The organism is Streptomyces sp. NPDC056580, assembly GCF_042793175.1.
Taxonomy (GTDB): domain Bacteria; phylum Actinomycetota; class Actinomycetes; order Streptomycetales; family Streptomycetaceae; genus Streptomyces.
This window is the reverse complement of sequence record NZ_JBHTVE010000001.1, coordinates 753980-778926: the sequence shown is the minus strand read 5'-3', so window position 1 is coordinate 778926 and position 24947 is coordinate 753980. Positions and strand designations below refer to the sequence as shown.

Sequence of the window (24947 nt, the reverse complement as noted above, 5' to 3'; positions counted from 1 at the left end):
GGTTGATAGGCCGGATCTGGAAGCCAGGTAACTGGTGGAGGTGACCGGTACTAATAGGCCGAGGGCTTGTCCTCAGTTGCTCGCGTCCACTGTGTTGGTTCTGAAACCACGAACAGCCCCATGTGCCACACATGGTCTGGCTTGTCAGTTTCATAGTGTTTCGGTGGTCATAGCGTGAGGGAAACGCCCGGTTACATTCCGAACCCGGAAGCTAAGCCTCACAGCGCCGATGGTACTGCAGGGGGGACCCTGTGGGAGAGTAGGACGCCGCCGAACTCCTTTTACAGCTCCGGCTCTTGGGCACCGCCCAGGGGCCGGAGCTTTTTTTGCGTTGGGGTAGGGTCGTGGAGCATCGTTTCGCTCCTTACAGCACAGGAGGCCCCCGGGTGGAGGTCCAGGAGACCCGTGTCCAGACGGACCGGGTCCTCACCATCCCCAACATCCTCAGCATGGCCCGGCTCGCCGGCGTGCCGCTCTTCCTGTGGCTCATCCTCAGGCCGGAGTTCGGTGGCCCCAAGAGCGACGGCTGGGCCCTTCTCGTGCTGGCACTGAGCGGGATCAGCGACTATCTCGACGGCAAGCTCGCCAGGCGCTGGAACCAGATCAGCAGCCTCGGCCGGCTGCTCGACCCCGCGGCCGACCGCCTGTACGTCCTCTCGACGCTGCTGGGCCTCACCTGGCGCGAGATCCTGCCCCTGTGGCTGACGGCCCTCCTCCTCGCGCGAGAGCTCGTCCTCCTGGTGATGGTCGGCATCCTCCGGCGCCACGGCTATCCGCCGCCCCAGGTGAACTTCCTGGGGAAGGCCGCCACCTTCAACCTTATGTACGCCTTCCCCCTCCTGCTGCTCAGTGACGGAAACGGATGGATCGCGTCACTGGCCGCAGTTTTCGGATGGGCTTTCGCAGGTTGGGGTACAACCCTCTATTGGTGGGCAGGAGTGCTCTACGTGGTACAAGTCCGCCGCCTCGTCCGCGCGGACGCCACGGCCGATTGAGCTCGCTCATTGTCCGGACAAAGTGGTCCGTTGGCCCGCCGTGCGATTCTGCGGGACAATCTTGACGGGTGAAGTCGGCTAGACCGTCGTCTCTTTAGGAGGACGCTTCCGACATGAAGGCCGTCGTGATGGCCGGTGGCGAAGGCACGCGCCTTCGCCCTATGACCTCTAGCATGCCCAAGCCGCTCCTGCCCGTGGTGAACCGCCCGATCATGGAGCACGTGCTGAGGCTGCTCAAAAGGCATGGGCTGAACGAGACCGTCGTCACCGTGCAGTTCCTGGCATCGCTCGTCAAGAACTACTTCGGCGACGGCGACGAGCTCGGAATGGAGCTCACATATGCCAACGAGGAGAAGCCGCTCGGTACCGCCGGAAGCGTCAAGAACGCGGAAGAGGCGCTGAAGGACGACGCCTTCCTCGTCATCTCCGGTGATGCCCTGACGGACTTCGACCTCACGGACCTGATCAATTTCCACAAGGAGAAGGGCGCACTGGTCACCGTTTGTCTGACCCGGGTGCCCAATCCCTTGGAGTTCGGCATCACGATCGTCGACGAGGAAGGCAAGGTCGAGCGTTTCCTTGAGAAGCCGACCTGGGGTCAGGTCTTCTCCGACACGGTGAACACGGGCATCTACGTCATGGAGCCCGAGGTCTTCGACTACGTCGAGGCCGATGTGTCCGTCGACTGGTCCGGTGACGTCTTCCCGCAGTTGATGAAGGAAGGCAAGCCGATCTACGGCTATGTCGCCGAGGGCTACTGGGAGGACGTCGGCACTCACGAGAGCTACGTCAAGGCGCAGGCCGACGTTCTCGAGGGCAAGGTCAACGTCGACATCGACGGCTTCGAGATCTCCCCGGGCGTGTGGGTGGCCGAAGGGGCCGAGGTGCATCCCGACGCGGTGCTGCGCGGTCCCCTCTACATCGGCGACTACGCCAAGGTGGAGGCCGGCGCGGAGATCCGCGAGCACACCGTCGTCGGGTCCAACGTCGTCGTCAAGAGCGGTGCCTTCCTGCACCGTGCCGTTGTGCACGACAACGTGTACGTCGGCCAGCACAGCAATCTGCGCGGCTGTGTCGTCGGCAAGAACACCGACATCATGCGGGCCGCCCGGATCGAGGACGGCGCCGTCATCGGCGACGAGTGCCTGATCGGTGAGGAATCGATCGTCCAGGGCAATGTGCGGGTCTACCCGTTCAAGACCATCGAGGCCGGCGCCTTCGTCAACACCTCGGTGATCTGGGAGTCCAGGGGACAGGCCAACCTCTTCGGCGCCCGTGGCGTCTCGGGCATCCTCAACGTGGAGATCACGCCGGAGCTGGCCGTACGGATCGCCGGTGCCTACGCGACCACGTTGAAGAAGGGCTCCACCGTCACCACGGCCCGTGACCACTCCCGTGGCGCGCGTGCGCTCAAGCGTGCGGTGATCTCCGCGCTGCAGGCCAGCGCCATCGACGTCCGGGACCTGGAGAACGTGCCGCTGCCCGTGGCCCGGCAGCAGACGGCGCGCGGCAGCGCCGGCGGCATCATGATCCGGACCTCGCCGGGCGTGCCGGACTCCGTCGACATCATGTTCTTCGACGGGCAGGGCGCGGACCTGTCGCAGGGCGGCCAGCGCAAGCTGGACCGCGTGTTCGCGCGGCAGGAGTACCGCCGGGCCTTCCCGGGCGAGATCGGCGACCTGTACTTCCCGGCCAGCGTCTTCGACTCGTACACCGGGTCGTTGCTCCGGAACGTCGACATCACCGGGATAGCGGAATCGGGCCTCAAGGTCGTCGTGGACGCGTCCAACGGCAGCGCCGGTCTCGTGCTGCCGAGCCTCCTCGGCAAGCTCGGTGTGGACTCGCTGACGATCAACCCGGGTCTCGACGAGACCCGGCCCACGGAGACCGAGGAGATGCGGCGCAAGGGCCTGGTCCGCCTCGGCGAGATCGTGGCGTCCTCCGGGGCCGCCTTCGGCGTGCGCTTCGACCCGGTCGGCGAGCGGCTGTCGCTGGTGGACGAGAAGGGCCGGATCATCGAGGACGACCGGGCGCTGCTCGTGATGCTGGACCTGGTGGCGGCCGAGCGGCGCAGCGGCCGGGTGGCGCTGCCGGTGACCACGACCAGGATCGCCGAGCAGGTGGCGGCCTACCACGGCACCCAGGTCGAGTGGACCACCACGTCCCCCGACGACCTCACGCGCGTGGGGCGCGAAGAGGGCACCATCTTCGGCGGTGACGGCAAGGGCGGGTTCATCGTCCCCGAGTTCAGCAGCGTGTACGACGGCACGGCGGCCTTCGTGCGGCTGATCGGGCTGGTGGCCCGTACGCAGCTCACGCTGAGCCAGATCGACGCGCGGATCCCGCGGGCCCACGTGCTCAAGCGGGACCTGGCGACTCCGTGGGCCGTCAAGGGGCTCGTCATGCGGCGGGTCGTGGAGGCGGCCGGGGACCGTTCCGTCGACACGACCGACGGCGTGCGGGTCGTGGAGGCCGACGGGCGCTGGGTGATGGTGCTGCCCGACCCGGCCGAGGCCGTCACCCACCTGTGGGCGGAGGGACCGGACGACGCCTCCGCGCAGGCCCTGCTGGACGAGTGGTCGGCCGTGGTGGACAGCGCCGGGCGGTAGGACCGGCGGGACCCGGGCGGCGGAAACCGCCGCACACGCGCGTGCCGGACAGGCCCGACCGACGGGGCCTGTCCGGCACGCGCATGGGGCCGTTCGGAGGTACGGCTCGCGACATGCGACGATGTGCGGCATGCCGCAGCAATCCCCCGTTCGGAGCAGCCCCCGGCGGTCGTCGCGCCCGGACGCGTCCATGTCGTTGATCACCAACGTCATGGACCACAGCCTCGACGACGGCTACGCGGAGGCCGCCGCCCGGCGGGCGGCGCAGGGTGAGACCGGCGGGCTGCCGAAGACGCTCAGGGCGAAGCTCGGCCTGGCGGCCGGTCTGGTCCTCGCGGCGCTCGTGGTCACCGTGGGAGCGGCGCAGGCACGGATCGCGGCGCCCGTGGTGGCCAAGGAGCGCCAGGAGCTGATCGACCGCATAGACCGGGAGACCGCGGACGCGGACCGGCTCGAGAGCGACGTGGACAAGCTGCGCGACGACGTGGACGCGCGCCGGCGGGCGGCGCTGCGCCACAGTGGCGGCGGATCCGAGGCGGACCTCGTGGGGGTGCTGTCGGGCGCGACCGCGGTGCACGGCCCCGGCGTCAAGCTCGTGGTGAACGACGCCAAGGAGGCCAGCGCCGGCGGCGACGGCTCCAACCCGCGCGAGACCTCAGGCTTCTCCGACACCGGCCGGGTGCGCGACCGGGACATGCAGCGGGTGGTGAACGGGCTGTGGGCCTCCGGGGCCGAGGCGGTCTCCATCAACGGGCAGCGGCTGACGGCCCTCTCCGCGATCCGGGCCGCGGGTGACGCGATACTGGTCGACAACAGGCCGCTGGTGCCGCCGTACACGGTGCTGGCGGTGGGGGACGGGCAGCGGCTGAGCACCAGGTTCCAGGACAGCGCGGACGGGCTGTATCTGCACGCCCTGGAGGAGAACTTCGGCATCCGCGCCACCATCTCCACCGAAGGGGACGTCAGCCTGCCCTCCGCACCGAGTGTGATCGTACGCACAGCACAGCCGAACGACGAGAAGACTGAGAAGGGCACATCGTGATCGCCGTACTGGGCCTCATCGTGGGAGTCGTGGCCGGCCTGTTGGTCCGGCCGGAGGTTCCGGCGGTCGTCGAGCCTTACCTGCCGATCGCCGTCGTGGCGGCGCTGGACGCCGTGTTCGGCGGTCTGCGGGCCATGCTCGACGGCATCTTCGACGACAAGGTCTTCGTGGTGTCCTTCCTGTCCAACGTGGTCGTGGCCGCGCTGATCGTCTTCCTGGGCGACAAGCTGGGCGTCGGGGCACAGTTGTCCACCGGTGTCGTGGTCGTCCTCGGCATCCGCATCTTCTCCAACGCCGCGGCGATCCGACGGCACGTCTTCCGGGCTTGAGGCGATGAACAACCAGGACGAGCGGCCGGAGAACAGGCTGCGCAAGGAACTGCCCGACGAGGTGCCGGCTCCGGCCGCCCCGCCGGAACGGAGCCCCGTCGAGTCGGGGTGGACGCCCGCCGAGGGCGCCGGACCGCCGCTCACCGGCCGGCAGCGGCTCATCGACGGGGTGTGGCCGCCGCGCGTCACCCGCGCCCAACTCATCGTCGCGGTCCTGCTGTTCGGCCTCGGATTCGGGCTGGCCGTGCAGGTGGCGTCGAACAGCGACAGCGACAGCGCGCTGCGCGGGGCACGTCAGGAAGATCTCGTTCGCATCCTCGATGAACTGGACGACCGTACTCAGCGTCTTGAGGACGAGAAGCAGGGACTCGAGAAACAGCGCCAGGAGCTGCAGAGCAGCTCCGACCAGGCCGCGGAGGCGCGCAGGCAGACGGCCGAGAAGGAGAAGCAACTCGGCATCCTGGCGGGCACCGTGGCGGCGCAGGGTCCCGGCATCACCATGACGGTCGAGGACACGAAGGGGACGGTCAAGGCGGACATGCTGCTCGACGCGATCCAGGAGCTGCGCGCGGCCGGCGCGGAGGCGATCCAGGTCAACGGCGTGCGCGTGGTCGCGAGCACCTACTTCACCGACTCCGGCAAGACCGTGAGCGTCGACGGGAACAAGATCAACGCACCATATCGTTTCAAGGTCATCGGCAAGTCACAGGATCTGGAACCCGCTCTGAACATTCCCGGAGGCGTGGTGCAGACACTGGAGAAGGAGCAGGCCACGGTGACCGTCGAACGGTCGGACAAGATCGTCGTGGACGCCTTGCGGCAGGTGAAGCAGCCTGACTACGCTCGGTCGTCCTCCCGGTGAACCGGCGGCGCATGGGGGGCGTCCGGCAGGGGCATGAGGTTGCGGGGGGTCGGCGCACCGAAGAAGTGGCGCGTGGTGGAAACTGTGCGGTGGATACGGACGTTGTGATGATGTCCGGGTCGACCGGTGTAGGCAATCAGGGTTCGTCCTGCCCCACGGGCGGGTCTGTTTCGGTCAAGGGGAATCGCCCGTGAAGTTGTTTGCGAAGTTGTTCGGCAAGAGCGCGCGAGAGGGCAGCGACAACGCGACCGCTCGCCATCGCGCACAGCCTGACGCAGAGGGCCAGCGCCCGCTGTTCCGTGACCAGGTCGCTGGTCCGGGCGGTGACATTTCCGGAGGCCAGGGCGCGGCGTCTGTTGACCCTGCCCAGTCCGGCGGCATAGGTTTCGGGCAACCCTCAACCTCAAGTGCGGGTGGAGGGTTTGCCTCCGACCCCTATGCGTCGAACGCCCCCGCGGGGCAGCCGCGGCAGGAGGATCCGTCCATGTCCGTCCTGGTGTGTACGAGGTGCGGCAACCGCAATGCGGAGAACGCCCGCTTCTGCTCCAACTGCGGGGCGCCGCTGCGGCCCGGTCTGGCGCCGGAGCGTGCCTCGGAGACCACGTCCACGATCTCCATCTCGGGCATCGAGGCCTACGACGCCGAGGTGACCGGGCAGACGCAGGTGCCGATGCTCTCGCCCGAGGCGCAGGCCGCGGTCGACGCGCTGCCGCTGGGCTCGGCGCTGCTGGTGGTGCGCCGGGGACCGAACTCGGGCAGTCGCTTCCTGCTGGACAGCGACCTGACCACGGCCGGCCGGCACCCGCAGAGCGACATCTTCCTGGACGACGTCACGGTCTCCCGCCGGCACGTGGAGTTCCGGCGCTCCCCGGACGGCGCGTTCACGGTGGCCGACGTGGGCAGCCTGAACGGCACGTACGTCAACCGCGAGCGGATCGACCAGGTGCCTCTGTCGAACGGCGACGAGGTGCAGATCGGCAAGTACCGGCTGGTCTTCTACGCGAGCCGGCAGGGCATCTGACCCCTGGACTCCGTCCGGGGGAACCCAGGGAAGGTCCATGCTTCACACACCGAGCGGCGGCACCCGAAGCGGTGCCGCCGCCACGGACGGGCTGATGAGCATCGGCACGGTGCTGAACCTGCTGCGTGACGAGTTCCCCGAAGTCACCATCTCCAAGATCCGTTTCCTGGAGTCGGAGGGGCTCATCGAGCCGCAGCGGACTCCTTCGGGGTACCGCAAGTTCAGTCCCGGGGACGTGGACCGCCTCGGGCACGTGCTGAGGATGCAGCGGGACCACTACCTGCCCCTCAAGGTGATCCGCGAGCACCTCGACGCCATGGCGCGCGGTGAGGCCGCGGCGCTGCCCCTGGTGGGGCGCCAGCGCACCGGGGAGGAACCGCCGGAGCCGTCCGAGCGGCCCACCGTGGCCCGGGTCGGACGGGCGGAACTGCTGGCGGCGGCGGACATCGGCGAGGACGACCTCGCGGAGTGGCAGTCGTACGGGCTCATCGCGCCCCTGGAGGACGGGGTGTACGACGCGACGGCCGTCACCGTCGCCTCGCTCGTCGCCGAGCTGGGCCGGTTCGGGATCGAGCCGCGCCACCTGCGGGTGATGAAGGCCGCAGCCGACCGGGAGGCGGGCCTGGTGGACCAGGTGGTGGCGCCGCTGAAGCGCCACCGGAATCCGCAGACCAGGGCCCACGCCGAGGCCCGTGCCAAGGAGCTGGCGGCGCTCACCATGCGGCTGCACGCGGCGCTGGTGCAGACCGCCCTCGGCGTCCGTATGCCCTGAACGGCGGGACGCGCGGGCGGCCGGATCGGGCACCTGTTCCCGGCCCGACTACCCAAAGGTCCCGAGCACGGCCTAGGGTTGCTGTGTGAACGAGCTCGATGTCGTAGGTGTCCGGGTCGAAATGCCCTCCAACCAACCGATCGTGCTCCTGCGCGAAGTGGGGGGCGACCGTTACCTCCCCATCTGGATCGGGCCGGGGGAGGCGACGGCGATCGCCTTCGCCCAGCAGGGCATGGCCCCCGCGCGACCGCTGACCCACGACCTGTTCAAGGACGTGCTGGAGGCCGTCGGCCAGGAGCTGACCGAAGTACGCATCACGGATCTGCGTGAGGGCGTCTTCTACGCGGAGCTGGTCTTCGCGAGCGGGGTCGAGGTGTCCGCCCGTCCCTCCGATGCCATAGCGCTGGCCCTGCGCACCGGGACGCCGATCTACGGCAGTGACACGGTGCTGGACGACGCCGGCATCGCGATCCCGGACGAGCAGGAGGACGAGGTGGAGAAGTTCCGCGAGTTCCTCGACCAGATCTCACCGGAGGACTTCGGCACCAGCAGCCAGTGAGGCGAGGCGGGTCCGACAGTCCGGGGCCGAGGCGGGTCCGACGGCCCGGGGCGGCGGTCTGCGTGCGGCCCCGGCGCCTGGGCAATTGCCACCGGCCATCCAGAGCGTCATGCGGCTCTCCGCGAGACCATTCGGCTAGCCTTTCCCCGCGGTGGGGCACGGGAAACCACTCTTAGGGTGATTATCACTCGGCGTGGCGAGTGTGGCGATCGTTGACGCACCCCTGGTGACTGCCTACCGTCGAGAAGGCGGTTCAAGGACGGAGGTCGGCGTGAGAACGAGCGGCGACGGTACGGCTGGGGGTGCCCCCGGACGCGGTTTCGGGGAGAGCGGTCCGTACCCTTCCCAGAGCTCACAGCCGCGTTCCGGCGGTCAGTACGCATATCCCGGTGGCGCGGCCGGCCACGCCCCGCAGCGGCCGACGGCGGTGCCGAACGGCGGAGGGGCGGCGTCCATGGCGTCCGAGGAGATCGGCTACCGGGGGCCCACGGCCTGCGCGGCCGCCGGCATCACCTACCGGCAACTCGACTACTGGGCCCGCACCGGACTCGTCGAGCCGAGCGTGCGGCCAGCCCACGGGTCGGGCACCCAGCGCCTCTACAGCTTCCGGGACGTGGTCGTCCTCAAGATCGTCAAGCGGTTCCTGGACACCGGGGTCTCGCTGCAGAACATCCGCACCGCCGTGCAGCACCTGCGGGAACGCGGTTTCTGCGACCTGGAGCGGATGACCCTGATGAGCGACGGCGCCACGGTGTACGAGTGCACCTCGCCCGACGAGGTGCACGCCCTGCTCCAGGGCGGCCAGGGCGTCTTCGGGATCGCCGTCGGCGTGGTCTGGCGGGACGTGGAGAGCGCGCTCTCCCAGCTCCACGGGGAGCGTGTCGACACGGGCGAGACCCTGGTCGGGCACAACCCGGCGGACGAGCTGGCGCGGCGGCGCAACCGGGCCGTCTGAGCACCCGGCACCGGGCTCCGCGGGCCGTGCGCCCGCGTTGTCAGTGGTGTGGTGCAGCATCGGTGATGTGAGAAACGCGCCCACGATCCTGCATCTCGACATGGATGCCTTCTACGCCTCGGTGGAGCAGGCGTCCAAGCCGAGTCTGCGGGGCAAGGCCGTGGTCGTGGGCGGACTCGGACCGCGCGGTGTGGTGGCCACCGCCTCGTACGAGGCGCGGGTCTTCGGGGTGCACTCGGCGATGCCGATGGCGCAGGCGCGCCGGCTGGCCCCGAACGCCGCGTACCTGGTGCCGCGCTTCAGTCTCTACCGGTCCGTGAGCGAGCAGGTGATGGCGCTGCTGCGGGAGCTGTCGCCGCTGGTGGAGCCGCTGAGCCTGGACGAGGCCTTCGTCGACCTCGAGGCCCGGGAGGCGGCCTGGGACGCGGAGTCGGCGCGGCGGGTGGGGACCAGGCTGCGCGCCGACATACGGGCGGTCACCGGGCTCACGGGCTCGGTCGGGCTCGCCGCTTCCAAGATGCTCGCCAAGATCGCCTCGGAGGAGGCCAAGCCCGACGGGCTCGTCCTCGTCGAACCCGGCACCGAGCGGGCGCTGCTCGGCCCCATGTCGGTGCGGACCCTGCCCGGGGTGGGACCGGCCACCGGGGACCATCTGCGGCGGGCCGGGATCACCACGGTCGGGGAACTGGCCGAGGCGGGCGAGGACGAACTCGTGCGGCTGCTCGGCAAGGCGCACGGGCACGCGCTGTACGCGATGGCGCTGGCCCGCGACGACCGGCCGGTGGTCGCCGAGCGGGAGGCCAAGTCGGTGTCGGTCGAGGACACCTACGACGTGGACATCCACGACCGGCTGCGGGTCGGTGTCGAGGTGCGGCGGCTCGCCGACCGGTGCGTGGGCCGGCTGCGCGGGGCAGGGCTGTCGGGGCGGACCATCGTGCTGAAGGTCCGCAGGTACGACTTCTCCACGCTGACCCGCTCCGAGACGCTCAGGGGACCCACCGACGACCCCGCGGTGATCCGGGAGGCGGCCGAGCGGCTGCTGGACTCCGTGGACACCACGGGCGGCGTGCGGCTGCTCGGTGTGGGCGTCACCGGTCTGGCCGACTACACCCAGGAGGACCTGTTCGCCCAGGCCGCGCAGCCGCCCGTGGCGGCCGAGGCGGCCGAGGCGCCGAAGGAGGCCGCGGCCGACCCCGTCCCGGAGCAGCCGGAGCCCGCCGAACGGCAGTGGCGGGCCGGGCAGGACGTATGGCACGCCGGGTGGGGCCACGGCTGGGTGCAGGGCAGCGGCCTCGGCCGGGTGACCGTGCGTTTCGAGACGCCCCTGTCCCGGCCGGGGCGGGTGCGGACGTTCGGGGTCGAGGATCCCGAGCTGGAACCGGCGGACCCGCTCCCGCTGGTGCCGGACGCGCAGCGGCTGCCGCGTACGCAGGGTGACGGCCCGGCATCGGCCGTGCCGGGTGCCGTGGACGCCGATCCGTAGCGGCCGCGTGGCACGGCGGGGCCCGCGGGTGCGGCTCAGGGCTCCTCCGTGCCCGCCACCTTGCCGAAGTCGCGGTCCGCGAGCGGGGAGGGAGCCGCCACGTCGAGGCCGTAGTGGTGGTAGAGCTGCAGTTCCTGTTCGGGGGAGAGGTGGCGGCCCACGCCGAAGTCGGGCGCGTCCTTGATGAGCGCCCGGTCGAAGGGGACCCGCAGGGCGCCCTCGACGATCTCGCTGGGCTCCAGGGGAACGAAGGCGTCCCGGGAGAAGAGACCGGTGCGTACGGCCGCCCACTCGGGCACGCCGGTGGCGTCGTCGAGGTACACCTCGTCGATGGTGCCGATCTTGGTGCCATGGCGGTCGAACGCCTTGCGGCCGATCAGGTTGCGCGGATCGATGTCGGTCTGCACGGTCCCTCTCCCTCCACGTGGTCGCAACTCATCCGTAAGCACTACGAAAGAGCACAATCAGGGAGGCGGCCACTCGAGGGCCCGGGCGTTGACCTCGCTGGTAGGCTGACAGCGGCTGCTGACCCCGTGCGGGAGAGTCCTCCGACCACGTCGGAGGCGCCGAAGGAGCAAATCCTCCCCGGAATCTCTCAGGCTCACGTACCGCACGGACGAGGTCACTCTGGAAAGCAGGGCGGACGTCGACGGTGTCCGCCCTCACCGACGGTGAAAGCCGGCGTCCCTCGGGTGGCCGGTGAAGCTCTCAGGTCGAGATGACAGAGGGGGAGGCCGTCGGGGTATCCGTACCGGGGTGCCCCTCGAAGGTCGCGTCAGACCAGGAGGCCTCCGCAATGACCGCCCATCGCACTCCGCTCTCCGAGCTCGAAGCGGGCATCCCCTTCGAGCAGCGCCACATCGGGCCCGACCAGGAGGCGCGGGCCAAGATGCTCGCGCAGGTCGGCTACGGCTCGCTCGACGAGCTGACCGCCGCCGCGGTCCCGGACGTGATCAAGAACGCCGACTCCCTGGACCTGCCGGGCGCCCGCACCGAGGCCGAGGTGCTCGCCGAGCTGCGCTCGCTCGCCGACCGCAACCAGGTCCTCGGCTCCATGATCGGCCTCGGCTACCACGGCACCTTCACCCCGCCGGTCGTCCTGCGCAACGTCATGGAGAACCCGGCCTGGTACACGGCTTACACGCCGTACCAGCCGGAGATCTCCCAGGGCCGTCTGGAGGCCCTGCTGAACTTCCAGACCATGGTCGCCGAGCTCACCGGGCTGCCCACGTCCGGCGCCTCCCTCCTGGACGAGGGCACGGCCGCCGCCGAGGCCATGGCGCTGTCCCGGAGGATGGGCCGCAACAAGAAGGGCCTGTTCCTGGTCGACGCGGACGCCCTGCCGCAGACCATCGCCGTCATCGAGACGCGCGCCGAGCCGACCGGCGTCGAGGTCGTCGTCGCCGACCTCTCCGACGGCATCCCGGCGGAGATCGCCGAGCGCGAGATCAACGGCGTCCTGCTCCAGTACCCGGGGGCCTCCGGCGCCGTCCGCGACCTCAAGCCGGTCATCGACCAGGCGCACGAGCTGGGCGCCCTCGTCACCGTCGCCGCCGACCTGCTCGCACTCACCCTGCTGACCTCGCCGGGCGAGCTGGGCGCCGACATCGCCGTCGGCACGACCCAGCGCTTCGGCGTGCCGATGGGCTTCGGCGGGCCGCACGCCGGCTACATGGCGGTGCACGAGAAGTTCGCGCGCAGCCTGCCCGGCCGTCTCGTCGGCGTGTCCGTCGACGCCGACGGGCACAAGGCCTACCGCCTGGCGCTGCAGACCCGCGAGCAGCACATCCGGCGCGAGAAGGCCACCAGCAACATCTGCACCGCCCAGGTGCTGCTCGCCGTGATGGCCGGCATGTACGCCGTCTACCACGGCCCCGAGGGCCTGCGGACCATCGCCCGCCGCACCCACCGCTACGCCACGATCCTCGCCGAGGGCCTGAAGGCGGGCGGCGTCGAGATCGTCCACGGCGCCTACTTCGACACCCTCACCGCGCGCGTGCCCGGCCGGGCCGCCGAGGTCGTGGCCGCCGCCCGGGCGGGCGGCGTGAACCTGCGGCTCGTCGACGCCGACCTGGTCTCCCTCGCCTGCGACGAGACCACCGTCCGCGCCCAGGTGCAGGCCGTCTTCACCGCCTTCGGCGTCGACGGCGACATCGAGGCGCTGGACGCGGCGGCCGGTGAGGCCCTGCCCGAGGCACTGCTGCGCACCGACGACTACCTCACCCACCCGGTCTTCCACGAGCACCGCTCCGAGACCGCGATGCTGCGCTACCTGCGCCGGCTCGCCGACCGCGACTACGCGCTCGACCGCGGCATGATCCCGCTGGGCTCCTGCACCATGAAGCTCAACGCGACCACCGAGATGGAGCCGGTCACCTGGCCCGAGTTCGGCTCGCTGCACCCCTTCGCGCCCGCCGAGCAGGCCGAGGGCTACCTCACGCTCATCCGCGAGCTGGAGGAACGTCTCGCCGAGGTCACCGGCTACGACAAGGTCTCGCTCCAGCCGAACGCCGGTTCGCAGGGCGAGCTGGCCGGTCTGCTGGCCGTGCGCGGCTACCACCGGGCCAACGGCGACGAGCAGCGCACCGTCTGCCTCATCCCCTCCTCCGCGCACGGCACCAACGCGGCCAGCGCCGTGATGGCCGGCATGAAGGTCGTCGTCGTGAAGACCACGGAGGACGGCGAGATCGACGTGGCCGACCTGCGCGCCAAGATCGAGCAGCACCGCGACGAGCTGGCCGTGCTGATGATCACCTACCCGTCGACGCACGGTGTGTTCGAGGAGCACGTCGCCGACATCTGCGCCCAGGTCCACGACGCCGGCGGCCAGGTGTACGTCGACGGCGCCAACCTCAACGCGCTGGTCGGCCTCGCCAAGCCGGGTCACTTCGGCGGCGACGTCTCGCACCTGAACCTGCACAAGACCTTCTGCATCCCGCACGGCGGCGGCGGCCCGGGCGTCGGCCCGGTGGCCGTCCGGTCGCACCTGGCCCCGTACCTGCCGAACCACCCGCTGCAGCCGGCGGCCGGCCCCGAGACCGGCGTGGGCCCGGTCTCCGCCGCGCCGTGGGGCAGCGCGGGCATCCTGCCGATCTCGTGGGCCTACGTCCGTCTGATGGGCGGCGAGGGGCTCAAGCGCGCCACCCAGGTGGCCGTGCTCTCCGCCAACTACGTCGCCAAGCGCCTCGAGCCGCACTACCCGGTGCTCTACACCGGCCCCGGCGGCCTCGTCGCGCACGAGTGCATCATCGACCTGCGTCCGCTGACCAAGGCGACCGGCGTGAGCGTGGACGACGTCGCCAAGCGGCTCATCGACTACGGCTTCCACGCGCCGACCATGTCCTTCCCGGTGGCCGGCACGCTGATGATCGAGCCGACCGAGTCCGAGGACCTGGCGGAGCTGGACCGATTCTGCGACGCGATGATCGCCATCCGCGCGGAGATCGAGAAGGTCGGCGCGGGCGAGTGGCCGGCGGAGGACAACCCGCTGCGCAACGCGCCGCACACCGCGCGGGCGCTCGGCGCGGACTGGAAGCACGCCTACACCCGCGAGGAGGCCGTCTTCCCGGGCGGCGTCCCGGCCGCCGACAAGTACTGGCCGCCGGTTCGCCGCATCGACCAGGCCTTCGGCGACCGCAACCTGGTGTGCTCCTGCCCGCCGCTGGACGCCTACGAGGACTGAGCGAGCCCCGTGGACGAGCCCCGCCCGGTCGTCCGGGCGGGGCTTTCCGCGTGCTCGCGCTCCTCAGTCCGCTGCGAGCGACACCTCGGTCGCCTTGATCAGGGCGACCACGTCGGAGCTCACGAAGAGGCCGAGTTCCTCGGCCGCGTCCTTGGTGATCACGGCGGTGAGCTCGCCCCCGGCCACGGCGACCTTCACCGAGGCCATCACCTCGCCCACATCGAGCCGGGTGATCGCGCCCGGGAGCTGGTTGCGGATCGACAGGCCCTCCAGCCGTCCCGAGGAGAGGGAGACCTCGGTCGACTTCACCAGCGCCCGGACGGGGGCGCCGGGGGCGAGGCCGAGCTGCTCGGCGGCCTCCAGGGTGATGGCGGCCGTGAGCTCCTGGCCGCCGGCCAGCCGCACCTTGACGAGCGCCATGACCTCGCCCGGGTGGACCTCGGTGACGGTGCCGGGGAACTGGTTGCGGATGCTCAGTGTCATGGGCACCCACCGTAGAGGGGCCGCCCGTCAGTCGGGGTACGCGTGGGTCTGCGTCGCCTTCACCGTCGCCCAGACCGACGCACCCGGATGCAGGTCCAGTTCGGCGGCGGCGACCGTCGTCAGGTCGGCGGCGAGGGGGAGTTCGCCGGTGAGGTCGGCGCGGGTCCGGTCGCCGTGGGTCTCCAGGCCGGCGACCTCGCAAGCCCACAGGTTGCGGGCGCTCGCGCCGGTGGGCCGGTCCCGGAAGAGGGTGACCGCGGCCGGCGGGAAGGCCACGAACACGGGTCCGGACAGATCCTCCGTGGTCGTCACCGAGGGGCCCGCGTCCAGCCGCACCGTGTGCCCCTCGGCCTGTCCCCGGTAGAGGTTGAGGCCGACGAGCCGGGCGATGTAGTCGGTCCGCGGCCGGCGGGCGGTCTCCGCGGGGGTGCCCTGCTGCACGACCTGGCCGTCCTCGACGACCACCAGCCGGTCCGCGAGCACCATGGCGTCCAGCGGGTCGTGCGTGACCAGCACGGCGACGGCCTCGAACTCGGCCAGGTGGCGGCGGAGCTGGGCGCGGACCTCCAGACGGGTGCGGGCGTCCAGCGCGGCGAGCGGTTCGTCCAGGAGCAGCAGCCGGGGCCTGGTGGCCAGGGCGCGGGCGAGCGCGACGCGCTGTGCCTGACCGCCGGACAGCCGCCGGGGCTTGGCCCCGGCGTGCCCGGCCAGGCCCATGCGGTCCAGCCAGGCGGCCGCCTCGGCGCGGGCCTCGGCCTTGCCGGCGCCCCGGCAGCGCGGTCCGAACGCCACGTTGTCCAGGGCGGACAGATGCGGGAAGAGCAGATAGTCCTGGAAGACGACGCCGACCGGGCGGGACTCGGGCGGGGTGCCTTCCAGCGAAGCGCCGTCCAGACGCAGGTGTCCGCCGGTGAGCGGGAGCAGGCCGGCGAGGGCACGCAGGGCGGTGGTCTTTCCGGCGCCGTTCGGGCCCAGCAGCGCGATGACGTCGCCGGGGGCCGCGGTCAGGGCCACGTCGAGCCGGAAGTCCCCCCGGTCCACGAGGAGCCGCGCGTCCAGCCCCTGCTCGCCGGCGCCTTCCGGGCCGGTTCCGGCGGGGGCGTCCGTGCCGCTCAGGGGGGCCGAGCCGGTCGCCGGTGCCCGCGCTGGTCCGGCTTCCGCCCTCACCTCGTCCTCCATCCTCACCTCGCCTTCCATGCCCGCCTCCCCTGCCTGTCCCATCCGGTCCCTTCGTCCCATCGCGGCCTCACGTCCCCGTCAGCCACCGGTCCCGCAGCCCGGCCAGTACCGCGATAGACACGGCCAGCAGCACCAGGCTCAGGGAGATGGCCGCCTCCGGGTCGTTCTGCAGGGCGAGGTAGACGGCCAGGGGCATGGTCTGGGTACGGCCGGGGAAGTTGCCCGCGAAGGTGATCGTCGCGCCGAACTCGCCGAGCGCGCGGGCCCAGGCAAGGACCGCGCCCGCGGCGACGCCGGGGGCGATCAGCGGCAGGGTGACCCGGCGGAACGCGGTGAACCGCGAGGCGCCGAGCGTGGCCGCCGCCTCCTCGTAGCGCGGGTCGGCGGCGCGCAGGGTGCCCTCGACGCTGATCACCAGGAACGGCATGGCGACGAACGCCTCCGCGATCACCACCCCGGCGGTGGTGAAGGGCAGGGTGATCCCGAACCACGCGTCCAGCCACTGGCCGACCACCCCGTTGCGGCCTAGGGCGAGCAGCAGGGCCACGCCGCCCACCACCGGCGGCAGGACCAAAGGCAGGGTCACCAGGGCCCGCACGAGCCGGCGGCCGGGGAAGTCGGTGCGCGCCAGCAGCCAGGCCAGCGGCACGCCCAGCACCAGGCTGACCCCGGTCGCCGCCGTGGCGGTGACCAGGGACAGCTGGAGGGCCTGCCACACCTCCGTGCTGGTGAGCTGGTCGGGCAGGCTGCCCCAGGGCGCGCGGACGAGCAGCGCGAGGAGGGGCAGCAGCAGGAACGCCAGGGCCACGACACCGGGCAGCAGCAGCGGCAGCGGCACTCCGCGCGCGCGTCGGCGCCGCGGCCCGCCCATGTCGGGGCCGGCCGCGGCGCCGGGCCTGCGGAGCGAGGTCACGGCTGGAGGAACCCGGCCTCGCCCAGGACCCGCCTGCCCTCGGCGGAGCGCACCAGCGCGATGAACGCCGTGGCCGCCGGGGCGTTGCCCGAGTTCTTCAGCAGGGCGATCGGGTAGTCGTTGACGGCCTTGGCCGACTCGGGGAACTCCACGCCCTCCACCTTGTCACCCGCCGCCTTCACGTCGGTCTTGTAGACCACGGCGGCGTCGGCCTCCTTCAGCTCCACCTTCGTCAGGGCGCTCTTGACGTCCTGCTCGTAGGAGACCGGGGTCAGCTTGAGGCCGCTGGCGTCCAGGGCCTTCTGGGCCGCGGCGCCGCACGGCACCGTCTTGTCGCACAGGACGACCTTCAGGCCGGAGTCGGTGAGGTCCTTCAGGGAGGACACCTTGCCGGGGTTGCCGGGCAGCGTGGCGATCTCCAGCTGGTTGCGCACGAAGGTCGCCGGGGCGCCCACCGCGTCCTTCCTGTCCGTCACGATCGCCATCGTCTTCGGGCTGGCGGCGGCGAACACGTCGGCCGGCGCACCGCTGGTGATGCTCGCGGCGAGCGTGTCGCTGCCGCCGAAGTTGAAGCTGACCTCGGTCCCGGGGTGCTGCTTCTCGAACTCCTTGCCGAGGGTCGTGAAGCTCTCCTTCAGCGAGGCCGCGGCGAACACCGTGACCGAGCCGGACAGCTTGGGGGACGCCTGGCCCGAGGCGCCGGAACCGCCGGCCGGAGAGTCGCCGGAAGACGAGGAGCAGGCGCTCAGCGACATCAGGGCGGCGGCTCCCGCACCGGCCAGCTGCAGCATCCGCCGGGTCCGGCGCACGGAACGGGTCATCACGGATCTACTCCTCAGGTCCTGGAACGAGGTGTCGCGCCCGGCACGGCCGCGCATCGGCCGTGCCGCGATGATACTGCCGCATCTGCCAGGCGTAAGTCTCCTGTCTCATCGCATGAGCAGGGCTGTTCGTCGAATGGGCTCGCATGTGCGTTTGTACGGGGGCGGTGCCTGGGTAGGGTCCTCCGGGAGGTGGTCGCAGGTGACGCTCGCGGAACTGGACCTGACCGGCGATCTATCGCGCCCCGCCCGGCTCACCGTGCCGGACCTGCTCGTCCTGCCGCAGCACCGGGTGGCGGTCAGCTTCGAGTGCGCCACCCGCGGCGTCCAGCGCCACGAGTTCAGCGGGCCGCGGCTGCACGAGGTACTCGCCGGCGCCGGGCCGTCGTTCGACCCGGTCCGGCGCAAGGACCGGCTGCGTTTCCTGATCACCGTCACCGGCAAGGACGGCCACCACGCCGTGCTGTCCTGGGCGGAGATCGACCCCGACTTCGCGGGCGCCGCCGTGCTGCTCGCCGTCACGATCGACGGCACCCCGCTGGACGCGTCCGGCCCTCAACCGGTGCTGCCGCAGGACCGCTGCGGGGCCCGGCACATCAGCGGCATCACGGCGATCCGGGTGGACGGGACATACGGCTCCGGTGCGCCGGCGCCGGCCGGCCGCGCGCACACCGGATGAGCCCGCGGGGCCGGACGCTCGCGGCGGGAGCCGGTCAGACCCGGTCGATGTGCACGTTGGTTGACTTCACGCGCGCGGTGGCCTCCATGCCGACCTCCAGGCCCAGTTCCTCCACGGCCTCGCGGGTCAGCAGCGACACCAGCCGGTGCGGGCCCGCCTGGATCTCCACCTGGGCGGCGACGTCGCCGAGCTTGATGGCGGTGACGATGCCGGGGAAGGCGTTGCGGACGGACGTGTAGGGCGCGTCCTCCTCGCCGCCGCCCGTTCCGGCGAGTTCGACCGAGAACGCGGCGAGGTCCTTGCCGTCGACGAGCCGCCGCCCGGCCTCGTCGCGATGGGTCGCCACCCGCCCGGCGTCCGCCCAGCGGCGGGCGGTGTCCGGGCTCACGCCGAGCAGCCGCGCGGCCTGGCCGATCGTGTAGGACTGCATGCCGGTCACGATAGGGCCACCGCCGGGAAACCGCGGACATGGGGTCGGCCGTCGCGCGCCCGCGGCGCCGGCTGCTCGGCGGCTGACCGGCGCGGGCCTGGCACCCGCGGCCCGCCTCCCGGGCAGGTCTCCCCGGCCGGCCGTGACCGGCCGCGGCCGGACCTGGTCAGCCCGTGTGCACGCGAGGACGGCGGGCCCGGTCCGGCTCCGCCTCGCGCAGGACCTCACGGGTGACCGGGGCGACCTCGCCCTGGCCGAAGAGGAGGAACCGCAGGAAGTTGGCGAACGGGTTGCCCTCGGTCCACTCGAAGTAGATGTGCGGGGTGCAGCCGGTCAGGTCGCGGGCGTGCAGCAGGAGCGCGGCGAGGGCGTTGGGGATGGAGGCGGACTCCACGGTCAGCACGCGGTAGCGGTTGTGCAGGACCTCGCCGCGCACCGTCAGGCCCGCCTCGAACTCGGAGGGGTCGGTGACCGTCACCTCGACGAAGACGAAGTCCTCGTGCTCCGGCATGTCGTTGTCGGCGCGGATCTGCTCGACCTTGTCGCGGTACTCCGCCACGTCACGGTCGTTGGGCTGGTTCGCGATGAACCGCATCTTGCGGCTGGCCATGTCCCGGATGAACCGCTCCGCCATCGGGTCCATGGTCACGCTGGTCACGCGCAGCTCGAAGGCGCGGGCCAGCCGGGACAGGAAGGAGACGAGCATGATGCCGGCGATGAAGCAGGCGCCGATCTTCACGCCGTCCGGGCGTTCGATGACGTTCACCACGGTCGTGTAGAGGAACACCAGCGAGATGACCGCGAAGGCGATGCTCCAGTGCCGCTGCCCGGCCTTGCGCGAGGCGATGGTCACCGCGATCGCCGCGGAGCTGATCAGCACCAGCACGCCGGTGGCGTAGGCGCTGCCCTGCTTGTCCACGTTCGCGTCGAAGATCCAGGTGACCACGAAGGCGATCAGGGTGAAGACGATGACCATCGGGCGCACCGCCCGGGCCCAGTGCGGGGCCATGCCGTAGCGGGGCAGGTAGCGCGGCATCAGGTTGAGCAGTCCGGCCATCGCGGACGCGCCGGCGAACCACAGGATCGCGATCGTCGAGATGTCGTAGACCGTGCCGAACGCGCTGCCCAGGTACTCGTGGGCGAGGTAGGCCAGGGCGCGGCCGTTGGCCTGGCCGCCGGGCTTGAACTCGTTCGCCGGGATCAGCAGCGTGGTGATGAAGCTGGTGGCGATCAGGAAGCAGCTCATGATCAGGGCCGCGGTGGTCAGCAGCTTCTTGGTGTCCCGGATCCGGCCCGCCGGCCGTTCCTCCGTGTCGCCCGCTTCGCCCTTGACGTGTGGCATGACGGCCACACCGGTCTCGAAGCCGGACAGACCGAGGGCGAGCTTGGGGAAGACGATCAGGGCGAGCCCGATCATCACGAAGACGTTGCCGTGCTGCGCGATCAGGGCACTGCCCCAGTCGGCCACCACGTGTCCGGCCGTGAGGACGTGCCAGAGGCCGGTGATCACGACGATCAGGTTGAGCGCGAGGTAGACGCCGACCAGGGCGACGGCGACGCCGATCGCCTCCAGGAAGCCCTTGAGGAACACCGCGCCCAGCAGGGCGACCAGGAACAGGGTGATCACCATCTGGTGGCCGTGGAGCGCACTGGTCAGGTGCGGGTTCTCCACCAGGTGGGTGGAGGCGTCGGCGGCCGACAGGGTGATGGTGATCAGAAAGTCGGTGGCCGCGAAGCCGAGCAGGGTCAGCACGAAGAGCTTGCCCTGCCAGAACGACAGCAGCCGTTCCAGCATGGCGATGGAGCCCTCGCCGTGCGGGCTCTCCTCGGCCACCCGGCGGTAGACCGGCAGGGCGCCGGCCAGGGTCACGATCACCAGGACGATCGTCGCGATCGGTGACAGCAGGCCGGCCGCGAGGGCGGCGATGCCCGGCTGGTAGCCGAGGGTGGAGAAGTAGTCGACACCGGTCAGGCACATCACCCGCCACCAGCGCTGCCCCCGGTGCGGGGCCTCCGGCACGGCGTGGGGTCCGGTGTGGCCGCCCTCCTTGCCCATGTCTGACAGCCCCTCCAGCATCCAGGCGCGCAGGCGACTGGGCGGGGGGTGCTCGGTCGTGGCCATCGGCGTGCTCCAGGTGTGCGGCTCAGTGGTTTCCGGCCATCACGCGGACGGCGACACCAGCGTATGCAGAGAGTGACGCCGTGGCCCTCGATGCCGGGGCCGGGAGGCGTCAATCTTGCGTTAAGACTGGCCCGGCGGGAGTCGGTGAAGCGGCAAAAGCGGAGGCCGGAGGCCGATGGAGGGGCGTCGGGGGCGGTGGAGGGGCGGCCGCGGACCACAGGACGGCGGGCACCGAACGTCATCTCGTACGACCCCTCCATGCTGCTCCCGCACCGGAGGATCCGCAGCCGCAGTGGGCGGGTGGCGGCCTCACAGATCCCTGGTGTCCATGCGCCGGTGCCACGCGTTGCGCCGGTGGACGGCCACCAGGTCCGACTCGAGCGGCGACGGAGGCACCGCCAGCACCGGGCAGCAGGCGTGGGCGAGGCAGTGCCGGCAGACGCGGCCCGAGAAGGCCCGCTGCAGGCCGCGCCGGCCCGCGCCCACCACCAGCAGGTCGTTCTCCCGGTCGGCGGTCGCCACCAGTGCCCGGCCCGGGGTGCCGCGCACGATGACCGCGCGCATCGGCACCCCCGGCGCCTCGCCGCCGAAGATCTCGTCGAGCACCGCGGCCAGGCGCTGCTTGGCCAGCCGCTGCCAATCCTCGACGAGCAGGGCGGCGGCGGGGGAGCGGCGCGCGGTGGCGTCGCCGCCGGGCGGCTCCCAGGCGAGCACCGGCCACAGTTCGGCGCCCAGCCGCCGGGCCAGCGCGGTCGCCCGGCGCAGGGCCGTGACGCTGCCCAGGGAACCGCTCACGCCGACCACCACACGGGCCGCCGCCGGGGTGTCGTAACCGGACATGACCTCACCGTTCCTCACGGATCGCCGCGGGCCCGTCCCGTCCCGTCCCGTCCCGTCCGCGCCCGCGCGCAGGGCCTACCTCCCATCCCACTCCCGACCGCGTGGCGGGACCAGCCGAACGGGCCCTCAGTGAGGCGCGGCTCAGTAAAATTCGGCGCTGGAATCGAAACTTTCGACACCGTGGCCTGTGAGGCGTTCATGCGGACGTACGACAACCCGGTCATCCCCGGTTTCCACCCCGACCCGAGCGTGTGCCGGGTGGGCGACGACCACTACCTGGTGTGCTCCAGCTTCGAGTACTTCCCCGGAATACCGCTGTTCCACAGCCGTGACCTGGTGCACTGGCGCCAGCTCGGCAACGTCCTCGACCGGCCGGGGCAGTTGGCGCTGCCCGACGCCGTGCCCGCCTCCGGCGGGGTCTACGCGCCGACCATCCGGTACCACGACGGGCTGTTCCACGTCGTCAGCACGGCCGTCGGCGCCGGCGGGACCTTCCTCGTCACCGCCGAGCGCCCGGAGGGGCCCTGGTCGGACCCGGTGTGGATCGACCTGCCCGGCATCGACCCCGACCTGGCCTGGGACGACGACGGCGACTGCTGGTGCGCGCTGGCCGGGGTGAGCGTCGCGCGGATCGACCCGCGCACCGGCGAGGTGCTGGAGGGGCCGCTGCCCGCGTGGTCCGGCACCGGCCTCCGGGACCCGGAGGCGCCGCACCTGTACCGGATCGGCGACTGGTGGTACCTGCTGATCGCCGAGGGCGGCACCGCGCTCGGCCACGGTGTCTCGGCCGCCCGCGCCCGCTCGCCGCGCGGCCCCTGGGAACCGGCGCCGGGCAACCCGCTGCTGTCCCACCGCGGCAGCGGGCTGCCGGTCCAGTGCACCGGTCACGGCGACCTGGTCCGGGCGGCCGACGGCAGCTGGTGGATGGTGCTGCTGGGCACGCGGCCGCGCGGCTACTTCCCCGAGTTCCACGTGCTCGGCCGCGAGACCTTCCTGGTGCCCGTGGACTGGGCGGACGGCTGGCCCCGGCTCGGACCGGTGCGGGAGCGGCACCCGGCGCCGGCCGCCTGGGCGCCCGTCCCGCCGCCGCCGGCGCGCGACGACTTCACCGGCACGGCGCTCGCGCCGCACTGGATCTCGCCGCGCCGGCGCCCGGACGGCTGCTGGTCGCTGACCGAGCGGCCGGGATGGCTCACGCTCGCGGCCGACGGCGCGGGCGGCGGTGAGGGCGACGGCGCCGGTCCGCCCGGGCGCACCTTCGTCGGCCGCCGTCAGTCGCACCACGACTGCCGGGCCGCCGTCCTGCTGGACGCCGGGCCGTCGGCGCGGGCCGGACTGTCCGTCCGCATGGACGACACCCACCACTACGACCTGGAGGTGGCCGGGGGAGTGGCGTCCGTGATCGTGCGGATCGGCCCGGTGCGCCGGCGCGTCGCCGAGCACCCGGTGCCGGCCGGTCCGGTCACCCTGGCCGTCGACATCAGGGCGACCCGACAGGCGCGGCCCCTGAGCGGCCCCGACACCGTCGCCTTCTGCGTCGAAACTTCCGAAGGCATCGTTCGGCCCGCCGAACTCGACGGCCGATATCTGTCCACCGAGGTGGCCGGCGGGTTCACCGGCCGTGTCATCGGCATGTACGTCGCCGAGGGGCGAGCGGCCTTCGACTGGTTCGACTACGAGCCGACCAGCTAGTGCGCGACACCTTGACGCTCCTCACGTGCCTTTCTAGAGTCGCGGATCGGAACGTTCGGGAATCTGACCGAATGTTTCGGACCACCGGAGTGTGCCTGACCTTGCGGGCGTATGCGGTGGGCCCTGCTTTCCCGCGTCTGGAACCTCTCCGAAGCACGTCCGAAAGTTTCGAAGGAGCGCATGATGGGCGACCCCGCACTGTCCCGCCGCGGCTTCCTGGCGGCCTCCGTGGCCGCCGGCCTCGGGGTGACCGCACTCAGCGGCTGCGGCGGCGACTCGGACGGAGGGTCGTCCTCGGGGACGACCACCATCGAGTGGTGGAACATCTCGACCACCCAGCCGACCAAGACCGTCTGGGCCGGCCTCGCCAAGAAGTTCGAGGCCCAGAACCCGAAGGTCAAGGTGAAGATCGTCCAACTGGAGAACGACGCCTACAAGTCGAAGATGACCGCGCTGACCGCCTCCGGGAAGCTGCCGGACATCTTCCACACCTGGGGCGGCGGAGTGCTCAAGCAGCAGGTCGACGCCGGACTGGTCGAGGACCTCACCGACAGCACCAAGCCCTGGGCCGAGGGGCTGCTGCCGGTCGCCGGGCAGCCGTACCTGCTGGACGGCAAGGCGTACGGCATCCCGTTCGACATCGGCATGATCGGCTTCTGGTACAACAAGGCGCTCTTCAGGAAGGCCGGGATCACCACGCCGCCGACCACCTGGAGCGGCTTCCTCGACACCGTGCGCAAGCTGAAGTCCGCCGGCGTCACCCCGATCGCCCTGGCGGGCAAGGAGAAGTGGCCCGGCATGTACTACTGGGCCTACCTGTCGATGCGCACCGCCGGAGCCGACGCCCTGCAGAAGGCCGGCGACGGCAAGGACTTCACCGGCGCCGGCTTCGTCGACGCGGGACGGCACCTGAAGGAACTGGTGGCCCTCCAGCCGTTCCAGAAGGGATTCCTCGGAGCCGCCTACTCCACCCCGACCGGCCAGGCGGCCACCGTGGGCAACGGCAAGGCCGCGATGGAGCTCATGGGCCAGTGGGCCCCGGTCGTGGAGGCCGACGCGGGCAAGGGCCTCGGCTCCGACCTGGGCTTCTTCCCGTTCCCCGAGGTGGAGGGCGGCAAGGGGAAGATCACCGAGGTGTTCGGCGGAGGCGGCGCGCACGCGCTGCGCAAGGGCGCCCCGCAGGCCGCCGTGGACTTCCTGAAGTTCTTCGCGAGCGAGACCACCGACCGCGAACTGGTCAAGAAGACCGGGGTGCTGCCGGTCGTCCCGGCCGCCGAGGACGTCCTCACCGACGCCAACCTCAAGGCCGTGCAGGCCCAGTTGAAGGCGGCCACCGGCTTCCAGCTCTACCTCGACCAGGCCTACGCGCCCGCCGTGGGCCAGGAGGTCAACGACAGCGTGGCCGCCCTCATCGCCGGTTCCAAGTCGCCCGAGCAGGTCGCGCAGTCCATCACCAAGACGGCCAAGGAAGAGCAGTAG

The 24947-nt window shown here is 71.4% G+C and carries 21 protein-coding genes, 1 rRNA gene, 1 pseudogene and 1 riboswitch; of the genes and pseudogenes, 15 read left to right on the top strand and 8 right to left on the bottom strand.

Features of this window, described 5'->3' with window-relative positions:
* The first annotated feature begins 159 nt into the window (after positions 1–159).
* From rrf to ACFQ9Z_RS03670, 11 genes and pseudogenes are all read left to right on the top strand, one after another.
* Positions 160–276 (top strand): 5S ribosomal RNA (gene rrf / locus ACFQ9Z_RS03720).
* A gap of 110 nt (positions 277–386) precedes the next feature.
* Complete coding sequence (locus ACFQ9Z_RS03715) at positions 387–995, top strand: CDP-alcohol phosphatidyltransferase family protein (protein ID WP_383010251.1); 609 nt, start codon at positions 387–389, stop codon at positions 993–995.
* A gap of 113 nt (positions 996–1108) precedes the next feature.
* Positions 1109–3604: a sugar phosphate nucleotidyltransferase gene (locus ACFQ9Z_RS03710; protein ID WP_383010249.1), complete on the top strand. Its 2496-nt coding sequence runs from the start codon at positions 1109–1111 to the stop codon at positions 3602–3604.
* Positions 3605–3725: 121 nt separating this feature from the next.
* Complete coding sequence (locus tag ACFQ9Z_RS03705; RefSeq protein ID WP_383010247.1) at positions 3726–4646, top strand: DUF881 domain-containing protein; 921 nt, start codon at positions 3726–3728, stop codon at positions 4644–4646.
* Positions 4643–4975, top strand: coding sequence for a small basic family protein (locus ACFQ9Z_RS03700; RefSeq protein WP_006134295.1), 333 nt, complete (start codon positions 4643–4645; stop codon positions 4973–4975). The genes ACFQ9Z_RS03705 and ACFQ9Z_RS03700 overlap by 4 nt, the downstream gene beginning before the upstream one ends.
* 4 nt (positions 4976–4979) lie before the next feature.
* Positions 4980–5837, top strand: a complete 858-nt coding sequence (locus ACFQ9Z_RS03695) for a DUF881 domain-containing protein (RefSeq protein WP_383010244.1) — start codon at positions 4980–4982, stop codon at positions 5835–5837.
* Between the two features lie 190 nt (positions 5838–6027).
* Positions 6028–6858 carry an FHA domain-containing protein gene (locus tag ACFQ9Z_RS03690; RefSeq protein WP_383010242.1) on the top strand — a complete coding sequence of 277 codons (831 nt, stop codon included), beginning with the start codon at positions 6028–6030 and terminating at the stop codon, positions 6856–6858.
* A gap of 37 nt (positions 6859–6895) precedes the next feature.
* Positions 6896–7630: a MerR family transcriptional regulator gene (locus tag ACFQ9Z_RS03685; protein ID WP_383010240.1), complete on the top strand. Its 735-nt coding sequence runs from the start codon at positions 6896–6898 to the stop codon at positions 7628–7630.
* An 85-nt stretch (positions 7631–7715) separates the two neighbouring features.
* A complete protein-coding gene (locus ACFQ9Z_RS03680) occupies positions 7716–8189 on the top strand; it encodes a bifunctional nuclease family protein (RefSeq protein WP_026253112.1) in 474 nt (157 codons plus the stop codon).
* A 271-nt stretch (positions 8190–8460) separates the two neighbouring features.
* The gene (locus ACFQ9Z_RS03675; RefSeq protein ID WP_383010238.1) at positions 8461–9144 is read left to right on the top strand and encodes a MerR family transcriptional regulator; all 684 of its coding nucleotides are present in this window, start codon (positions 8461–8463) and stop codon (positions 9142–9144) included.
* A 67-nt stretch (positions 9145–9211) separates the two neighbouring features.
* Positions 9212–10741 (top strand): annotated as a pseudogene (locus ACFQ9Z_RS03670) (DNA polymerase IV).
* Here the strand turns inward: ACFQ9Z_RS03670 and ACFQ9Z_RS03665 are convergent.
* Positions 10663–11034: a PRC-barrel domain-containing protein gene (locus ACFQ9Z_RS03665; RefSeq protein WP_383010236.1), complete on the bottom strand. Its 372-nt coding sequence runs from the start codon at positions 11032–11034 to the stop codon at positions 10663–10665. The pseudogene ACFQ9Z_RS03670 and the gene ACFQ9Z_RS03665 overlap by 79 nt on opposite strands.
* Positions 11035–11153: 119 nt before the next feature.
* Positions 11154–11248: riboswitch (glycine riboswitch) on the top strand.
* Positions 11249–11423: 175 nt separating this feature from the next.
* On the opposite strand from ACFQ9Z_RS03665, the gene gcvP reads away from it, so the two are divergent.
* A complete protein-coding gene (gene gcvP, locus ACFQ9Z_RS03660) occupies positions 11424–14309 on the top strand; it encodes an aminomethyl-transferring glycine dehydrogenase (RefSeq protein WP_383010234.1) in 2886 nt (961 codons plus the stop codon).
* Positions 14310–14372: 63 nt separating this feature from the next.
* Here the strand turns inward: gcvP and ACFQ9Z_RS03655 are convergent, their stop codons facing one another.
* Genes ACFQ9Z_RS03655 through modA form a run of 4 tightly spaced genes read right to left on the bottom strand, consistent with a single transcriptional unit; the run spans position 14373 to position 17705 of the window.
* Complete coding sequence (locus tag ACFQ9Z_RS03655) at positions 14373–14792, bottom strand: molybdopterin-binding protein (protein WP_383010232.1); 420 nt, start codon at positions 14790–14792, stop codon at positions 14373–14375.
* Between the two features lie 27 nt (positions 14793–14819).
* Positions 14820–15989, bottom strand: a complete 1170-nt coding sequence (locus tag ACFQ9Z_RS03650) for an ABC transporter ATP-binding protein (RefSeq protein WP_383010230.1) — start codon at positions 15987–15989, stop codon at positions 14820–14822.
* A 49-nt stretch (positions 15990–16038) separates the two neighbouring features.
* On the bottom strand, positions 16039–16842 hold the full coding sequence (locus ACFQ9Z_RS03645; RefSeq protein ID WP_383010323.1) for an ABC transporter permease: 804 nt from the start codon (positions 16840–16842) through the stop codon (positions 16039–16041).
* Positions 16843–16880: 38 nt separating this feature from the next.
* Positions 16881–17705, bottom strand: coding sequence for a molybdate ABC transporter substrate-binding protein (gene modA, locus ACFQ9Z_RS03640; RefSeq protein ID WP_383010228.1), 825 nt, complete (start codon positions 17703–17705; stop codon positions 16881–16883).
* Positions 17706–17907: 202 nt separating this feature from the next.
* Here modA and ACFQ9Z_RS03635 point away from each other — a divergent pair, with 202 nt between their 5' ends.
* Positions 17908–18384: a molybdopterin-dependent oxidoreductase gene (locus tag ACFQ9Z_RS03635; protein WP_383010226.1), complete on the top strand. Its 477-nt coding sequence runs from the start codon at positions 17908–17910 to the stop codon at positions 18382–18384.
* A 34-nt stretch (positions 18385–18418) separates the two neighbouring features.
* Here ACFQ9Z_RS03635 and ACFQ9Z_RS03630 read toward each other — a convergent pair whose 3' ends face one another.
* The 3 genes from ACFQ9Z_RS03630 to ACFQ9Z_RS03620 form a co-directional block, all read right to left on the bottom strand.
* Complete coding sequence (locus ACFQ9Z_RS03630; protein ID WP_383010224.1) at positions 18419–18814, bottom strand: molybdopterin-binding protein; 396 nt, start codon at positions 18812–18814, stop codon at positions 18419–18421.
* A 166-nt stretch (positions 18815–18980) separates the two neighbouring features.
* Positions 18981–20936 carry an amino acid transporter gene (locus ACFQ9Z_RS03625; RefSeq protein ID WP_383010222.1) on the bottom strand — a complete coding sequence of 652 codons (1956 nt, stop codon included), beginning with the start codon at positions 20934–20936 and terminating at the stop codon, positions 18981–18983.
* A 309-nt stretch (positions 20937–21245) separates the two neighbouring features.
* Complete coding sequence (locus tag ACFQ9Z_RS03620; RefSeq protein WP_383010220.1) at positions 21246–21776, bottom strand: universal stress protein; 531 nt, start codon at positions 21774–21776, stop codon at positions 21246–21248.
* Between the two features lie 198 nt (positions 21777–21974).
* On the opposite strand from ACFQ9Z_RS03620, the gene ACFQ9Z_RS03615 reads away from it, so the two are divergent.
* Positions 21975–23468, top strand: a complete 1494-nt coding sequence (locus ACFQ9Z_RS03615; RefSeq protein ID WP_383010321.1) for a glycoside hydrolase family 43 protein — start codon at positions 21975–21977, stop codon at positions 23466–23468.
* Positions 23469–23651: 183 nt separating this feature from the next.
* Positions 23652–24947 carry an extracellular solute-binding protein gene (locus ACFQ9Z_RS03610; RefSeq protein WP_383010218.1) on the top strand — a complete coding sequence of 432 codons (1296 nt, stop codon included), beginning with the start codon at positions 23652–23654 and terminating at the stop codon, positions 24945–24947.

Excerpts from the sequence above, each read along its gene's own strand:
- ACFQ9Z_RS03610 (WP_383010218.1), top strand. The coding sequence starts at position 23,652 with ATGGGCGACCCCGCACTGTCCCGCCGCGGCTTCCTGGCGGCCTCCGTG.
- ACFQ9Z_RS03705 (WP_383010247.1), top strand. The coding sequence starts at position 3,726 with ATGTGCGGCATGCCGCAGCAATCCCCCGTTCGGAGCAGCCCCCGGCGG.
- ACFQ9Z_RS03710 (WP_383010249.1), top strand. The coding sequence starts at position 1,109 with ATGAAGGCCGTCGTGATGGCCGGTGGCGAAGGCACGCGCCTTCGCCCT.
- ACFQ9Z_RS03650 (WP_383010230.1), bottom strand. The coding sequence starts at position 15,989 with ATGGAAGGCGAGGTGAGGATGGAGGACGAGGTGAGGGCGGAAGCCGGA.
- ACFQ9Z_RS03685 (WP_383010240.1), top strand. The coding sequence starts at position 6,896 with ATGCTTCACACACCGAGCGGCGGCACCCGAAGCGGTGCCGCCGCCACG.
- ACFQ9Z_RS03695 (WP_383010244.1), top strand. The coding sequence starts at position 4,980 with ATGAACAACCAGGACGAGCGGCCGGAGAACAGGCTGCGCAAGGAACTG.
- ACFQ9Z_RS03615 (WP_383010321.1), top strand. The coding sequence starts at position 21,975 with ATGCGGACGTACGACAACCCGGTCATCCCCGGTTTCCACCCCGACCCG.
- gcvP (WP_383010234.1), top strand. The coding sequence starts at position 11,424 with ATGACCGCCCATCGCACTCCGCTCTCCGAGCTCGAAGCGGGCATCCCC.
- ACFQ9Z_RS03620 (WP_383010220.1), bottom strand. The coding sequence starts at position 21,776 with ATGTCCGGTTACGACACCCCGGCGGCGGCCCGTGTGGTGGTCGGCGTG.
- ACFQ9Z_RS03625 (WP_383010222.1), bottom strand. The coding sequence starts at position 20,936 with ATGGCCACGACCGAGCACCCCCCGCCCAGTCGCCTGCGCGCCTGGATG.
- ACFQ9Z_RS03645 (WP_383010323.1), bottom strand. The coding sequence starts at position 16,842 with ATGGGCGGGCCGCGGCGCCGACGCGCGCGCGGAGTGCCGCTGCCGCTG.
- ACFQ9Z_RS03630 (WP_383010224.1), bottom strand. The coding sequence starts at position 18,814 with ATGCAGTCCTACACGATCGGCCAGGCCGCGCGGCTGCTCGGCGTGAGC.
- ACFQ9Z_RS03655 (WP_383010232.1), bottom strand. The coding sequence starts at position 14,792 with ATGACACTGAGCATCCGCAACCAGTTCCCCGGCACCGTCACCGAGGTC.
- modA (WP_383010228.1), bottom strand. The coding sequence starts at position 17,705 with ATGACCCGTTCCGTGCGCCGGACCCGGCGGATGCTGCAGCTGGCCGGT.